The organism is Mycobacterium sp. D16Q16 (assembly GCF_002013745.1).
Classification (GTDB): domain Bacteria; phylum Actinomycetota; class Actinomycetes; order Mycobacteriales; family Mycobacteriaceae; genus Mycobacterium.
In genome coordinates, this window is sequence record NZ_MAEY01000022.1 from 146,487 (window position 1) to 161,664 (window position 15,178).

A 15,178-nucleotide genomic window follows, 5' to 3' on the forward strand; every position below is an offset into this window, starting at 1 on the left:
TGCCCTTTTCAACTGGCAGTTCTACAGTTTCAACTGTCACAAGGCCGTGTCGCACCCGGATATCAATTCCACTGCTCCCCTCAATCGCAGAGTGATTGGAGTCCCTCGTGTCACCATGCACTGTTCCGCATGTCCGCTTCCACAATGGCGTCGACATCCCCCAATTGGGCCTGGGCGTTGTCGCCATACCCGAAAATGACGCGGAAACTGTTGTCCGACAAGCTATTGATGCCGGATACCGCCATATCAACACCGCCACCAGATATGGAAATGAACGGGGCGTTGGTCTCGGCATCTCCGGTTCCGGCGTGCCCGGGAAGAGGTTTTCATCACCACGAAGTTATGGGTGGAGGATTTCCACGATGTCGCCCGGGCCTTCACCCGCAGCCTGGAGGCCCTTGGCACCGACTACGTCGACCTGTTCCTCATCCATTGGCCTGCACCGGATCACGGGCAATACGTGACCGCCTGGTAGCAGATTGTGCAGCTGTATCTCTCCGGCGCGATCCGCGCCATCGGGGTGTCCAACTTCGAGCCTGAGCATGTACACGCCATCGTGGACAAGACCGGCGTGCTGCCCGTCGTCAACCAGGTGGAGCTGCACCCGTACTTCCAGCAGCGAGAGTTACGGCAGTTCAACGCCGAACGCGAGATCGTGACCGAGGCGTGGAGTCCGCTGGCCCAGGGCATCGGCACGGAAGAAGACTCCCCGCTGACCGCGCTGGCCGCCAAGAACAACAAACAACAGCGCAGCTGATCTTGCGATGGCACATCGAGCTCGGTCACGTGGTGATCCCCAAAACCTGCTCACCTCACAGGCTGACCGAGAACCTCCAGATATTCGACTTCAGCTTGTCACCAGAGGATTTCGAGGTATTCACACAGCTCGACAGCCCCGAAGGCCGGCTGGGAACCCACCCGAACGAGGGTTTCTCGGCGCATCATTCCGCGCGGAGTCGATGGCATCGAGACAAACCGACAAGGCGGGCCGCCTGATCGGCGACCCGCCCTCGGCATACGTCCTTACTTCCAGGGTTCGACGCTCTCGCGCACCAGGTCGATGCTCCACGGTCCGTCGGTCTCCGCGGTATCGGTCACCGACCAACCCTTGAGCCGCTGAATCGAACCACCGGTCACCTTGAACACCTGGCCGGTCCACGGGTTCTTCTCGGTGCTCAGGTACGCGACCAACGGAGAGATATTGGCGGGGCTGAACATGTCGAACTGTCCCTCGTCCACCGGGGCCGCGAAGATCGCACCCATGCCCGGGGTGGCCAGCGTCAGACGTGTGCGCGCAACCGGCGCGATCGCATTCACCTTGACGCCGTACCGCTCCAGCTCGGCGGCTGCGACGCAGGACAGCGCGGCGATACCCGCCTTGGCCGCACCGTAGTTTCCCTGGCCCGGGTTCGGCAGTGTCACACCCGAATCCGATGCGGTGTTCACCACGGTGGCCTTGACATCGGCTCCGGCCTTGGACTGCGCCTTCCAGTACTCGGCTGCGTGCCGCAGCACCGCGAAATGGCCCTTGAGGTGCACCTGGATGACCGAATCCCACTGGTCCTCCTCCAGGCCGGCCACGAAGCCGTCCCGCAGGATGCCCGCGTTGTTCACGACGGCATCCAGCTGGCCGAAGGTTTCGACGGCCTGGTTCACCAGATTCGAGGCACCCGCCCAGGTGGAGATGTTGTCGGTGTTCGCAACTGCTTTGCCTCCGGCCGCCACGATCTCGTCGACCACTTCCTGCGCGGGCCCTGCATCCGACCCGGAGCCATCGTTGGCGCCGCCGAGGTCGTTGACGACCACAGATGCGCCTTCCCGGGCGAAGAGCAGCGCGTGCTCACGGCCGATGCCACGTCCGGCACCGGTGATGACCGCCACCCGTCCGTCAAGTTGTCCCATGTTGATTCCCTCTCCTTCTGCAAATGACTTAGGCGATAACGGCGTGGCCGTTTTTGATGACGAGGTCGTCGCCGACGCTGGTCTCGTACGAGTAGGTGCCGGCGGCACCGTTCTTCCAGAAGCTGGTGGTGATGTCCTGGCCGGGCAGCACCGGCTTGGCGAACCGCACCGCGAGCTCCTTGAGCCGCTCGGTGCGCGAGTCGGCGAGCTCGGTCAGGGCCGCCCATGACGTAAATGCCATGGTGCACAACCCATGCGCGATGATGCCCGGCAGTCCGGCCGCCACCGCGGCATCGTTGTCGAGGTGGATCGGCATCGGATCGCCCGATGCCGGGCTGTACCGGAACGTCTGGTCGTCATCGACATGCTGCACCAGGGAGGCCGCCGGCCCGTTGGCCTTGATCGCCTCATCCAGCACAACGTTCGGACCGAGAACACCACGCGTCTCACCCACGTCGTACTTGCGGAAGAAGAACGTCACGTACTGCTCGTTGACCAGATCACCCGAGGCATCGCGTGTTTCGGCATACACCGTGCCGCGGGTGCCGTTCTCCATGCCCTCGTAGCCGGTCATCTTCGACTTGGCGACCAACGTGTCACCGGGCTTTATGGGCCGGTGGAACCTGAAGAACTGCTCGCCGTGCACGACGCGCGGAATCAGCTGGTAGGGAACAACACTCATCGTGGTTCCGACCAGAGACTGGAAGATGGGCACCACCGCGAAAACCGGCGGCGCCACCTCTCCCTTCCGATGCTCCTCGATCGGGTCATTGGTGGCCTCGGCGTAAGCGATCAGGCGATCCTTGTCGACCTCGATGGTCTCCTCGGCACCCCACTGATCAAGGCCGTCGTTGTTAAACGGATACTTGTTGTCAGCCATTACTTCCCAGCCCCTTTCAGCGGTTGGCCGGGCGGTATGCGGTGACCACGCAGGCGCCACCGAGGCCGAGGTTGTGCTGCAACGCCACCTGCGCGCCGTCCACCTGACGCTTGTCGGCATCGCCGCGCAGCTGCCAGGTGAGCTCGGCGCACTGCGCCAGGCCGGTAGCACCGAGTGGGTGCCCCTTAGAGATCAGGCCACCCGACGGGTTGACCACCCAGCGGCCACCGTAGGTGGTGTCGCCGTTGTCAATCAGCTTTCCGCCCTCACCCTCGGCGCACAGCCCCAGCGCCTCATAGGTGATCAGCTCGTTGGCCGAGAAGCAGTCATGCAGTTCGATGACATCCACATCATCGGCCGAAATCTGCGCCTGCTCATACACTTTCTGCGCCGCGAGCTTGGCCATGTCGAATCCGACGAGCGTGATCGCCGACTTGGACTCCAGGGTCCCCGGGGTGTCAGTGGTCATCGCCTGGCCGACAATCTCGACGGCACGGTCACCGAGCCCGTTCTCCTCGACGAACCGCTCCGAGGCCAGGATGGCCGCACCCGATCCATCGGAGGTCGGTGAGCACTGCAGCTTGGTCAGCGGTGCGTAGATCTCCTTGGCGTCCAAGATGTCCTGCAGTGTGTATTCCTCTTGGAACTGCGCATAGGGGTTGTTCACCGAATGCTTGTGGTTCTTGTAGCCGATCTTGGCGAAGTGCTCGGCGGTGGTGCCGTACTTCTGCATGTGCTCACGACCGGCGGCACCGAACATCCAGGGCGCGGGCGGGAAGGCGAAATCGAACAACCCGGCGAGTGCTTCGATGTGCCGCTGCATCGGCTGCTCACGGTCGGTGAAGGTCGCACCCAGCGAACCGGGCTGCATCTTCTCGAATCCGAGCGCCAGCGTGACATCGGCGAGTCCGCCGCGGATGGCCTGCGCCGCATTGAACAGGGCGGTCGATCCGGTCGAACAGTTGTTGTTCACGTTGGTGACCGGGATGCCGGTCATGCCAAGCTCGTAGACCGCACGCTGGCCGGAGGTGGACTCGCCGGCGCAGTACCCGACATAGGCGGCTTCCACCTTGTCGTAGTCAATACCGGCGTCCGTCAGCGCATTGGTGCCGGACTCCTTGGCCATGGCCGGGTAATCCCAACCCTCACGTCGTCCGGGTTTCTCGAATTTCGTCATCCCGACGCCGATGACAAATACCTTTTCGGGGGCCTTAGGGGGCATCGTTCCAAGCTCCTTTTGCGCGCACTTCGATGGGGGCGCCGTCAACGTAACATACGTTCTATCCTGAATGTAAGGGTCCAGTACAGATGTATTGCCAGGCCATAGAACGGCCGGTTCATCGAACGAAGTACTTGGTGAACATGCGCCAAACTTGCCCGGAATACCCGGGACACTTACCTACAGTGCAGTTTGTTTCTGCGCATTGGGTGATGGCGCGCGAAGCCGCAGCTCCAGCATCTGCTTGGCCCGGGACCAGCGACGATCGCGGGTTTCCTGAGAAGCGGTCAGGCTGCTGACGAGGACGCCGCGGATGATGTCCATGGCGAGCAGTCCAAAGTCGCGGCGGTCTTTGGGCGAGGTCGGATCCTCGTCGTCGAGCACGTGAAGCGCCGACAGATTGTGCAGCACCATCTTTTCGAACTGGTCCAGGTGTACGCGTAGATCTGGCTCGGTGCGCGCCGCGATGAGCAGCTCCACCATCGCGATGAACAGCGGCCCCTGGTGAATCCGCCAGAGCATGTCGAGGTACCGCTCGACCGGGTCGGCGGACTGATCCATGGACATCAGCTCTTCGAGCACCGCCTGGGTGCGCTTGAACGCGAGATGACGCACCGATTCGGCCATCAGTTCCGACTTGGACTGGAAGTGGTGGATCAGCGCACCGCGCGTGGCGCCAGCGCGGCTCGCGATGCGCGAGGTGGTGGTGCCGGAATACCCGAACTCGACAAGACAGTCGATAGTCGCCTCAAGCAACCGGGACCGCATGGCTGCCGAACGTTCCTCCTGGGTGCGTCTCGGCGTGGGCATGCCCAGATTGCACCACAGTCAGTCGAGACGAAGCGCAGCTATCGGCCGCTGATCTGATGGAAAATCTGCGCGGCCTGCGCCTCGTACTTCGCGTATGCGTCGGGGAAAGCCGACCGCTGAACCGCCTGTGCGGCTTGGGCAACGCTCATGTCCTGCCAGCCCGAAACCTTCACCAACTGGTCGTAGAACTTACCCGCCGACCTCGACGGATCCATCAAATCGGCTGTAGCGCCCCAGCTTTGACGCTGCTGAAATGGCCCTACCGAGTCGTGGTCATGTCCCACACCGTCATTGGCCAGCATCATCGAATCGGGCACCGAGGAGTTGGCGAGGCTGCGCAGGCCGGACTCGGTAAGTGCGGTCGCCAACGCAATCTGAATCGCCTCGGGCGAAAGCCCACGACGTAGACCTTCCTCGATGATCTTCCGGGCGACGTCCATCTGACCGGCGTCGAGATTCATAAAGACCGACGGACCCGACGGGCGCAGTGACGGAGCACCCGTGTTGGAGTAGCTCCCGTCGGGCACACTGTGGCCCCCGCCGCCCCCGCTACCACCGCCGTGGCCTCCACCACTGCCGCCGCCGAAACCGCCGCCTCCACTGCCGCCACCAAACCCGCTGCTACCGGCCCTCATTGAGCCACTCGCCGCACCGCCACTGCTGGCCGGCATGAACGCTGCGGGCTGGGTGCTCGCCGCGTTGTGCTCAGCGTCCACGGTCTCCGATGCCTTACGCAGATCGTTCGACGAGGCGCGATCGGCCTCTTCCAGTGACTTCAGCGCCTGGCGAATCGCGTCGGTCAGTCGCCGGGCCTCGGCCTGCAGATCCCTATTGCCCTCGGGAGCGGTGACGGTGCCGTCGTCGGCAACCTGCAGGCCCTTCGCGTTGGCCTCGTCTACCAGCGCCATCACCTTGTCACGCGCCGCGGTGAGGGCCGAGTGCCCGCCGCGGACGGCCTCGGCGACATTGCCGATGGCATACGAAAGCCGGTTGGTCGAAGACTGCTCGCTCGATGCCTGGTCGTAGGCGGACTTGAAGGACTTGCCCTTCCAGAACGACTCTGCCGAGTCCAGATCGCGGACCACCCCGTCGATGGATAGGTCCAGGTTCTTGCTGGCATCCTCGATGGCCTTGGCGGCCGCGTCGAGGTTGCCGACGTTCCACCCCCGCAGCTGCGAAATCGTCGGTCTCACAGGTTGACCTCCGCAACCCTGGACACCTGGCGACGGTTGACGGCGTCCTGGCCCGTCAACGCGCCCGAGCTGCTCTGCACAAAGTTCGAAATGCTCTCGATGCGATCGGACGCGCCGCCCCCGGCACGCTTGAGTGCCGCACTGACCGCGCGCAGCACCTCCGCGAACTCGGTACCGGCGACCGAGTTGGCCGCCGCCTCGAAATCGACGTCAGGAAACGCATCCTTCGCACGTCCTGCCACGCGACTGGCCAGCCGTGACATCTCGGCACCGTTGGCCTTCATGATGTCGCTCATAGTTACCTCCCCAAGGAACCGGTCCTGCGCGCACGTGACGGCGCGGTTCGTCGCCAGATTGTGCCTCTGATCAGATACGACGGGCTTGGTGTTGATTTGGTTCCATGTTTTTCAACCTTTTTTCGCCGAATCGTCCTGCACGCCGTGCGGGCAAACCGCCAGGTCCGAGGCCCCGGTTGAGGAACAATACGACCCATGGGCGACGAGGTCGCACGCACCCAGTTCACCGGTGAGCACCGCCGGGCCTACCGCACCAAGGTGCAGAACTGTCTGGACGTGTTCGAGACCATGCTGTCGGAGTCCAGATTCGACTTCGAGCGACCGCTGACCGGCATGGAGATCGAATTCAACCTGGTAGACGGCGACTACCAGCCGGCGATGACGAATACCGAAGTGCTCGCCTCGATCGCCGATCCGGCTTTTCAGACAGAACTGGGCGCCTACAACATCGAGTTGAATGTGCCGCCCCGCGCGCTTCCGGGGTCGGCCGCCCTCGAACTCGAGCGCGATGTACGGGCCAGCCTCAATGCCGCCGAGCAGCGCGCCGGTGAGCGAGGCGCGCACATCGTGATGATCGGCATCCTGCCGACGGTGATGCCCGAACACCTGAACGGCGCGTGGATGAGTCCGTCCTCCCGGTACCGGGCGTTGAACGACGCCGTGTTCACCGCCCGCGGCGAGGACATGCAGATCGATATTGCCGGTGCCGAGCGCCTCAGCGTCAGGTCGCCCTCGATCGCCCCGGAATCGGCGTGCACCAGCATGCAGCTGCACTTGCAGGTGGCACCCGATGACTTCGCCGCCAACTGGAATGCCGCCCAGCTGCTGGCCGGTCCGCAGCTGGCGCTGGCCGCCAACTCACCCTTCTTCTTCGGCAAGTCCTTGTGGGCGGAGACGCGCATCGAGCTCTTCACGCAGTCCACCGATACCCGCCCGCAGGAACTCAAGGTGCAAGGGGTGCGGCCACGGGTGTGGTTCGGCGAGCGCTGGATCACCTCGATCTTCGACCTGTTCGAAGAGAACGTCCTCTACTTCCCATCGCTGCTGCCGGAGATCTCCGACGAGGACCCCGTGGCCGAGCTCGCTGCCGGGAGGGCACCACGGCTTCAGGAACTGCGGTTGCACAACGGCACCATCTACCGCTGGAACCGGCCGATCTACGACGTCGTCAACGGCACCCCGCATCTGCGCGTGGAGAATCGGGTGTTGCCCGCCGGGCCGACGGTCATCGACGTGATGGCCAACGCCGCGTTCTACTACGGTGCGCTGCGAGCGCTGTCCGAGGATGACCGCCCGGTGTGGACCAAGATGACTTTCGCTGCAGCCCATGACAATTTCCTCGAAGGTGCGCGGCGTGGCGCGGAGGCCCGGATGTACTGGCCCGGCGTCGGTGAGATGACCGCCGATGAATTGACGCTGCGACACCTGCTGCCCATGGCCCATGAGGGGTTGCAACGCTGGGGTGTGGCCACCGAGGTACGCGAACGCTATCTCGGTGTCATCGAGGCGCGTGCGACATCGGGCATCAACGGCGCGGCCTGGCAGACACACACAGTCGGCGCGCTGCAGGAGCGCGGGTTGACGCGCAAGGCGGCGCTCAGCGAGATGCTCCGGATGTATTGCGAGTACATGCATTCCAACGAGCCCGTGCACACCTGGAAGCTGATCTGAACGTGGCGTGCCGCATCACATCACGGTGCATATCGGTGCCGGTGTCGCCGCAATTCGGTCCAGCACCCGCAGGTTCTCCACCACATCGCGGCTCTCTCGCGCGGCGATTGCGTTGACAAACACGGCGATTGACGCAGGCGGGCTGTAGGCCAGCGCTCCTTGCTGTGCGACTTGCAGATCACGCGCCAGAATTACGCCTGGATCGAGAATATCCGGCATAGCGGCTAGCACTACGGCGAATCGCCATGCGCTATCACGAAACACTTTGACCGCCTCGTTGATCACTGCGATCTGCTGTTCCTGGAGCACCGCGTACAAGTCGGCCAGCACCGGAGAGAGCTCGTTGATGTCTGCTACCACACCGTTTACCTGACTGGCCAGTACTGCGTTGAGCCGATTGAAATCCTCACGTAACGACGGCAATTGCGCGCCGCCCGCGACACCCTGGGCGACGATTCCAAGATCGAGGCCGATATGTGCATTGACCCCAGCGAGCATGTGCTGCACCAGGATCGGCTGCTCCAGGTGAGCCGCCTCGAATGTCACCTGCCACGAGTGCGCTGGTTTTCCGTACTGGCCTGGGTAGAAGTAGCGATTCAGCGCAGCGAAATAGCGCCCGGCAAACTCCACATCAAACCGTTCCATCCGTGCGCCATCCTGGAACACGTGTTGCTCAATCGCGATGCCGACAGCGAGGGTTATCCGCTTGTAGAGCGCTGCGAAGTACCCGAGGCTGCTAGCCGCCTCCATGGACCACGCGATGATGGAGTCGATCGCCGCGACGACTTCGTCGATCGTGGTGCAGATGGGGAGGGGACTCAGAGGGGACGCATAATCGGGCACGGCTTTGCCTTTCGGGACAGGATGGTGCGATGTTGGATGAGCGACATGCACATAGCGCTATCTGGTTCCCCCGCCTGAGCTATCTGAGGAGATAGAGCCCGACAGTCCCGGCGTCGTTGGCCGCATAGACTGCCTCACCGGCGCCGCTCCCTGCTTGATTGGCCGCAGTCACCGCCGCCGGAGCATCCGCATAGTTGCCCATCCACTGCCAGTTACTCATGAGAAGCCCTTGCCTGTTCGATAGCTTCGCCCGCACTGCGCGGACGCCACCAACCATGGCATCGACCCATCGACCCCAGCACGAGTAGCGGGCTACCTACATTTGGACGGGCTCTACCCAATCGCTGCTCCGGACAGCCCGACTGTCGTTAAGCGAGAGCACAAAGCCGTGCGTCGTAGTCTGCGTCGGATCTGGCCCGAATCCCTGTGCCTGGCATGCGGTCAGCTGGTCTCGCACGCCGCACTGCATGGGGAGACCGATTCTTCGACCAATTTCATCCCTGAGGGAAGCGGCTTGTAGGCATTGGACTAAATGTTCGGGTGGGGCCGCCGGGCCCGGAGCTTAGAAGAGCCGGTACCCCTCCGGAGACAACACAAACCCATGTCGGTCGCCATTGGTGGGGTTTTGTTCGGTGACGCACGCGGTCATGTGTGCGTCCACCACACAGGTAGCCGACGACGGGTCATAAATTCGTCCGCCTACAGGCAACGGTTTGTAGTCGCCAGGCTCGAAGGTCTTTTCGACCTCACGCCCGTCCGACCAGACCGAGTACTTATCGAACGTGGCAAGGTCGCGCGTCTCGAAACGAGCCTCCTGAAAATCGGACACGAGGACCACGTTCTCGGTGGTTCCGGGTAGGTTGCCCCAGCATTGCCCAAACTTGTCCGGGTATGCCTTGGCCACGTGGTAAATCCGGCAGCGGTACCCCGCAGGGGAGGTGAACTGATAGCCCTGTGACGTCCCGAGAAAGTCCAGGCCCACCCCGTAGTCCTTAAGTTCCACGGCTGCAAAGGAACTAACGTCGGGGAATTCCGGTTCGGCGTGCGCCGCGGGCGTAGCGGACGCGGCGACCAGAATAATGATCGGTATCACTACCCGCCAAGACCTCGTCATGTCCGGAGGGCCTTGGCCACCAATTCCAGCTCCTCGTCGGTGCCGTCGATATGCGCGCTGATCCGCAGCACCGGCGTGGTCATCTCGAACGGCGCGCGCACCGTCTCGGCAGCGGTCGTCACGATCGAGTGTTCCGCGATGAGGCGCGTCCGCACGGCCACGACGTCGATATCCCCGACGGGCTCCAGTGTGGTGATGGCACTGGGCTCGTCCACGGATTCCACTACCCGCCAATCCGTGAGATCCCCCAGGATCTTTCGTGCCGATCGTCCGCGCTCGGCCAAGGCGCTCTGAACCTCGGCGGGGCCAGCCGCCAGATGCTGCCCCACGGCGACCGACAGACCCACCCAGCCCGCCACATGCGCTTCCACATGGCCGGCCCACTGCGGAATCAGATGTGCAAGATCCGGATTGACGGCAAGCACGCCCACCCCGCGCGGCCCGGCCAACCACTTGCGTGACGGTGCGTACATGGCGTCGGCACCGTAGGTGCAGTCGACATGGCCAAGGGCCTGCGCGGCATCGACCACGACGGGCACCCCGGCCGCTCGCGCGCATGCGACCACCTCCGCACCGGGTTGCACGGTGCCACGGTGGCTGCCGACGACCGTGAAATGCACCAGGTCCACCTTCTCGCGGCGTAGAAACGCCTCGATCCCGTCGACATCGGCGCGGCCATCCCCGTCAACCGGCAGCCACACCGGCGTAAATCCGAAGTGGTTCATGATCATCAGATTCGGGCCGAATTCTCCTGGCAGACAGGCAACAACCCGTCCGGCATCGACCGGCCACGACTGCAGGAGCGTACGCAGAGCATCGGCGGCGCCCGTGGTGAACTGAACCTGTGCCTCGGGCATGCCCGTCAACTTCCGCACCGCGGCACGCCCGGCGTCGAGCACCGGTGTCGCAGCCTCCTGCGCCACGTAGCCGCCGATCTGCGCCTCATGTTCGGCATGCTGAGCCACCGCACGAATGGTCTCGATGCTCTGCCGCGAGCAGGCTGCCGAGTCCACGTGCACGCCGAGAACCGGCGGCCTGCCCTGCCTCCACTGCTCACCCAGGCTCACCGCTTCACTGCCAGCGATAGTCCGAAATCATGGGAATCGTCAGTCCACCAATGCGTCTGATCCAGACCCGCAGCGGCCAACTCGCGCGCGACGCCCTCCTTCCGGAACTTGCAGGACACCTCCGTCAGCATCATCTCGCCCGCCCCGAATTCGACGGCGAGATCCAGGGCCTCGATCCTCACCCGCTGATCACACACCGACCGCAGCCACATCTCCATGCGCTCCTCGTCGCCGTTCCACAGGGCGACGTGTTCGAAATCCTCGAGAGAGAAATCCGCGTCAAGTTCACGATTGATCACTGCCAGCACATTGCGGTTGAAGGCTGCGGTCACTCCGGCGCTGTCATCGTAGGCCCGCACCAGACGCTCGGTATCCTTGACCAGATCTGTTCCTAATAGCAGCATTTCACCGGAATCGAGTGCACCCGCGACATCAGCCAGGAATCGCGCCCGCGGTTCGGTGGTCAGATTCCCGATGGTGGAGCCCAGGAAGGCAACCAACCGCCGCCCTTCCCGCGGGATCCGCGAAAGATCCCTCTCAAAGTCTCCACACACCGCGCGGACCCGCATCCCCAGGTACTCATCGACGAGCGCATCTCCCGCCGCACGTAGCACACCGGAGTCTACATCGAAGGGGATGAAGGTACTGGGAGCCAACGCATCCAGCAGCATCCGGGTCTTCTCGGAGGTCCCGCTGCCGAGCTCTACCAGGGTGTCGGCGCCGGACACCTCAGCGATACTGCCCGCATGGGCGCGGAGCAGGCCCGCCTCGGTCCGCGTCGGATAGTACTCCGGCAGCCGAGTGATCTCATCGAACAGATCGCTGCCCACCTCGTCGTAAAACCATTTCGGGGGAAGCGATTTCGCGTCTGCGGTGAGGCCTCGCCGGACATCGCGCCGTAGTGCTTCTGCTGCCGCTCCAGAGGCTAAGTGATTCTCTAGGGTCATGGTCATAATGGCACCACCTCCACCTTCCCATCGCGTACCCGCACCACTTGCCGGTCCGGGATGTCGACCCAAGACGGGTCGTCGTCGTACGGTTCACTCGCCACCACCACACCGTCGGCGGCCGCCAAGATCGACAGGGTGTCGCCCCACGTCGTGGCGATCAACTCATTTCCGTTGGCCGCCAGAATGTTCAGTCGAGCCCCGGGATCTGCGGCCCCAACGCGACGCACCGTCTCCCCCAGGTTCTCGGGCCCCGCGGCGAAGATGCGTGCCGCCAACACCGCACTGTCCACCACCGATTCAGCGCCAAAGACTTCACCCACCGCAGCGCGATCGACGATCCCGTTGTGCGACAACAGCCAGGTTCCGTCCGTGAATGGCGCGGCCGCGGACTCGTCGATGGGCATTCCGGCACTGGCGGAACGAACCGCCGCCACCACGCATCGGCTGCGTAGCACCGGGGCCACCGAGGAGAAGGACGCATCGCCCCACAGCGGCCGTGCACCGCGCCACCTGTGGGCCGCACCATCGGCGAAGAATCCGGCGCCCCAGCCGTCGGCGTTCACCAGACCATGCTTTTGACGCCGCGGCGAATATGACTGCACGAGAAGGCCATGCGGTGGTTCAAGTATCAGCGACGCAAGACTGCGCGGCTCGCCCAGCCAGCCCAGATGACGGCACATGCTAGACGTCCCAGGCCAGACGAACGCCGCTGAATATTTGCCGCCGGATCGGATGATCCCAGTTCCGGAAGCTGGGCCGCATGATCGACGGTGCCACCGCCCACGAACCTCCGCGAAGCACGCGATAGTCGCCGGCCCCCGAACCTTCGAAGAAGGGCTCGCTGTACTGCTGATAGATCATCGGCGTGAACCCGGGCCACGGCCGCAGCGGGGATGTCGTCCACTCCCATACATCGCCGAGCATCTGCTCAGCACCGCAGGCCGATGCCGACTCGGGATACGCCCCGACCGGGGCCGGCCCCAGCGCACCCCCGCCCAGATTGGCCCGGTTTCGGCTCGGCGGATCTTCGCCCCACGGAAAACGCCGTCGCGCAGAAGCTTCCGGATCCCAGACGCAGGCCTTTTCCCATTCGGCTTCGGTGGGCAATCGTGCTCCCACCCAGGCTGCGTAGGCCTGTGCCTCGTGAAAGCTGACATGCTGCACCGGCTCGTCGGGCACGATCTCCACCTCACGACCGAACCGCGTGAGGGTTCCGCCCGAGTTCCAAAACTTGGGCACCGTGAGGTCTTCCGCGCATCGGTATGCCCACCCAGCCTCGGTCCAGAATTCCTGGTGCCGGTATCCACCGTCGGCGATAAATGCCGACCACTCGGCGTTGGTCACCGGAACCCGGCCTATCCGGAAGCTCTTGAGATCCACCACATGCGCGGGCCGTTCATTGTCGAGCGAGAACGGCTCGTCGCTCGCATCGACGCCCAGCACAAATGGGCCCGCCGGCACGAGCACCGAGGTTCCCGCCACCCCGGGACGTCCCGGCGGCAACGGGTCAACACGCTCCAGCAATGCGGCACCACGGCGAATCGACAAGGCCTGCAACATGGTTTCGTCATGTTGATGCTCATGGCTGAGCACCATGGAGTAGACGAATTCGTCCGACCGCGCGGAACCATCGGAGGGCAACGTCTCGAGCCGGTCCAAAACCCGGCCCCGCACCTCGTGACAGAAGGACCGCGCCTGGGCCGGTGAGAGCAGTGGCAACTGCACCCTGCTGGCTCGGGGATGCTGGAAGGCGTCGTAGAGGGACTCGATGTCACCGGGCAGCATCCCCGGCCTACGCGGATCTCCACCGCGCAGCAGCCACAACTCTTCTTGCTGGCCGATATGGGCGAGGTCCCACACCAAAGGACTCATCAACGGGTCGTACTGACGATGCAGCTCCGCATCATCGTGGTCGGTGATCGTCAACGTGCGCACACGGGCCGCTTCAAGATCCCGCGCTAAATCCTCCCGGATCATCGCGCCGCCCCGGAGAAGGCCTGCTCCACCCCGTACTCGGCGACATTGTCCATGAAGTCGTCTGCAGGACAACGACCTTCCTCGACACGCTCAAGCAGGAATGCCATATCCGCGGCCAACTCGGCCGGCGCCACCGCACATGCCGCCGACACCAGCCGGCGCCCGGCCGCGTGCAGGGCGGGATCCGCCAGGCCGTCCCGCGCCGCTGCCTCCCAGGCGTCGCCAACCGGTTCAACCGTCTCCGCGGCGATATCGGCGACCCGCGGATAGTCCAGCGCCGCGACCGCTGTGAAGGCCAGCGCGGGCCACCACCAGTCCGGTGCGGCATCCAGGTATCGCAGCTCCAGCCAGCGGCGTGGCCGCACCGGCGGAAAGAGAGTGGTCAGGTGATAGTCGAGGTCTTCGGTGGTGGGAGCACGCCCTGCGAGGCGCACGCTCCCGTCGACCCAGGATTGGAACGGCACATGGGTAACAACCGCTTCGGCGCCGTCCTTGTTTCGCACCAACATGACGGGTGCCCGCAGCGCGTACCGGACCCAGGAATCGGTCGGGTCAGGGCCAATCTCAACCGGGGCGCACCGCCGCGGATCCAGGTTGTCCCAGATCCACTGCCTGGTGTTTCGCCGCCCCGTCCGGCGCCCCGCGAGCATGGGCGAGGCCGCCGAAAGCGCCACCATTGTCGGGCCGATCCGTTGTGCCAACGCGAACCTGTCTCGCCACTGACCTGATGTCCCGGATTGCAGATTGACCTGCAATGACGCGGTACAGGTCATCATCTGCAGCGCGGCCTCGCTGAAACCAGCCGCACCGAAATGACTGGCCATCGCGGCGTATCGCGCAGCGGGATTGACGCGCTCGGGGGTCCGCAACGGGTCGGTGCCCAGGCTGGCGAGCGCCACCCCCGCGTCGCGATATGTCGAGGTCAAGATCGCGTGATCGGCCCGCATCGACGAGATCGCGGACAATACATCGGCACGCGGGGGACCGGAGAGCTCGACGGCCCCACCCGGTTCAAACGTGATTGTGCTGGACCCGGGCAGATCGGGAACCGAGTCCGCGATCTCATGCAACCGATTCCAGCTGACCCTGCGGTGCGGGGCAGCCAGCTCGACGCTATGAGCCTCCAGCTCCAGCCCGACCGTTCCAACGTGTGCGTCGACGAAGGCCTGCCGAGCGATGTGCTCGGCAGCCTCGTCCGCGTTCGACAGTGTCTCCACTGTCGAAGTGGTGGCCATCTCTCCAATGTTCCATAGGCC

At 64.0% G+C, this 15,178-nt stretch carries 15 protein-coding genes and 1 pseudogene; 2 read left to right on the plus strand and 14 right to left on the minus strand.

Translation table 11 applies throughout. The features are described from left to right. Window positions 1-107: 107 nt before the first annotated feature. Window positions 108-996, plus strand: a pseudogene (locus B4394_RS20455) (aldo/keto reductase). Window positions 997-1,023: 27 nt separating this feature from the next. Here B4394_RS20455 and B4394_RS20460 read toward each other — a convergent pair. The 6 genes from B4394_RS20460 to B4394_RS20485 all read right to left on the minus strand — a co-directional run bounded on the left by B4394_RS20460 (window position 1,024) and on the right by B4394_RS20485 (window position 6,300). Next, on the minus strand, window positions 1,024-1,902 hold the full coding sequence (locus B4394_RS20460) for an SDR family oxidoreductase (RefSeq protein WP_078311612.1): 879 nt from the start codon (window positions 1,900-1,902) through the stop codon (window positions 1,024-1,026). Between the two features lie 28 nt (window positions 1,903-1,930). Then, entirely contained in the window at window positions 1,931-2,782 is an 852-nt protein-coding gene (locus tag B4394_RS20465) for a MaoC/PaaZ C-terminal domain-containing protein (RefSeq protein WP_078311613.1), read from the minus strand. A 16-nt stretch (window positions 2,783-2,798) separates the two neighbouring features. Continuing rightward, on the minus strand, window positions 2,799-4,004 hold the full coding sequence (locus B4394_RS20470; protein ID WP_078311614.1) for a lipid-transfer protein: 1,206 nt from the start codon (window positions 4,002-4,004) through the stop codon (window positions 2,799-2,801). A 177-nt stretch (window positions 4,005-4,181) separates the two neighbouring features. Continuing rightward, on the minus strand, window positions 4,182-4,811 hold the full coding sequence (locus tag B4394_RS20475; protein WP_078311677.1) for a TetR/AcrR family transcriptional regulator: 630 nt from the start codon (window positions 4,809-4,811) through the stop codon (window positions 4,182-4,184). Window positions 4,812-4,849: 38 nt separating this feature from the next. Then, complete coding sequence (locus tag B4394_RS20480; protein WP_078316117.1) at window positions 4,850-6,004, minus strand: hypothetical protein; 1,155 nt, start codon at window positions 6,002-6,004, stop codon at window positions 4,850-4,852. After that, window positions 6,001-6,300 carry a hypothetical protein gene (locus B4394_RS20485; protein ID WP_078311616.1) on the minus strand — a complete coding sequence of 100 codons (300 nt, stop codon included), beginning with the start codon at window positions 6,298-6,300 and terminating at the stop codon, window positions 6,001-6,003. Before B4394_RS20485 ends, B4394_RS20480 begins: the two co-directional genes overlap by 4 nt. A 195-nt stretch (window positions 6,301-6,495) precedes the next feature. On the opposite strand from B4394_RS20485, the gene B4394_RS20490 reads away from it, so the two are divergent. Continuing rightward, window positions 6,496-7,971 (plus strand): glutamate-cysteine ligase family protein, encoded by a 1,476-nt coding sequence (locus B4394_RS20490; protein ID WP_078316118.1) that lies wholly within the window; start codon window positions 6,496-6,498, stop codon window positions 7,969-7,971. Between the two features lie 15 nt (window positions 7,972-7,986). On the opposite strand, the gene B4394_RS20495 is transcribed toward B4394_RS20490, so the two are convergent. From B4394_RS20495 to egtA, 8 genes are all read right to left on the minus strand, one after another. Further along, window positions 7,987-8,814 carry a DUF5995 family protein gene (locus B4394_RS20495; RefSeq protein ID WP_078316119.1) on the minus strand — a complete coding sequence of 276 codons (828 nt, stop codon included), beginning with the start codon at window positions 8,812-8,814 and terminating at the stop codon, window positions 7,987-7,989. Between the two features lie 79 nt (window positions 8,815-8,893). Further along, window positions 8,894-9,034 carry a hypothetical protein gene (locus tag B4394_RS25500; protein ID WP_176138349.1) on the minus strand — a complete coding sequence of 47 codons (141 nt, stop codon included), beginning with the start codon at window positions 9,032-9,034 and terminating at the stop codon, window positions 8,894-8,896. A 342-nt stretch (window positions 9,035-9,376) separates the two neighbouring features. After that, a complete protein-coding gene (locus B4394_RS20505; RefSeq protein ID WP_078316121.1) occupies window positions 9,377-9,928 on the minus strand; it encodes a hypothetical protein in 552 nt (183 codons plus the stop codon). Then, complete coding sequence (egtE, locus tag B4394_RS20510; RefSeq protein WP_078316122.1) at window positions 9,925-10,995, minus strand: ergothioneine biosynthesis PLP-dependent enzyme EgtE; 1,071 nt, start codon at window positions 10,993-10,995, stop codon at window positions 9,925-9,927. The genes B4394_RS20505 and egtE overlap by 4 nt, the downstream gene beginning before the upstream one ends. Beyond that, window positions 10,992-11,942 (minus strand): L-histidine N(alpha)-methyltransferase, encoded by a 951-nt coding sequence (gene egtD / locus B4394_RS20515; protein WP_176138351.1) that lies wholly within the window; start codon window positions 11,940-11,942, stop codon window positions 10,992-10,994. Before egtD ends, egtE begins: the two co-directional genes overlap by 4 nt. Window positions 11,943-11,944: 2 nt before the next feature. Further along, window positions 11,945-12,625, minus strand: a complete 681-nt coding sequence (gene egtC, locus B4394_RS20520) for an ergothioneine biosynthesis protein EgtC (protein WP_078316124.1) — start codon at window positions 12,623-12,625, stop codon at window positions 11,945-11,947. 1 nt (window position 12,626) lies between these two features. After that, window positions 12,627-13,922 carry an ergothioneine biosynthesis protein EgtB gene (gene egtB / locus B4394_RS20525; protein WP_078316125.1) on the minus strand — a complete coding sequence of 432 codons (1,296 nt, stop codon included), beginning with the start codon at window positions 13,920-13,922 and terminating at the stop codon, window positions 12,627-12,629. Next, window positions 13,919-15,157 (minus strand): ergothioneine biosynthesis glutamate--cysteine ligase EgtA, encoded by a 1,239-nt coding sequence (gene egtA / locus B4394_RS20530; RefSeq protein ID WP_078316126.1) that lies wholly within the window; start codon window positions 15,155-15,157, stop codon window positions 13,919-13,921. Before egtA ends, egtB begins: the two co-directional genes overlap by 4 nt. Window positions 15,158-15,178 lie beyond the last annotated feature (21 nt).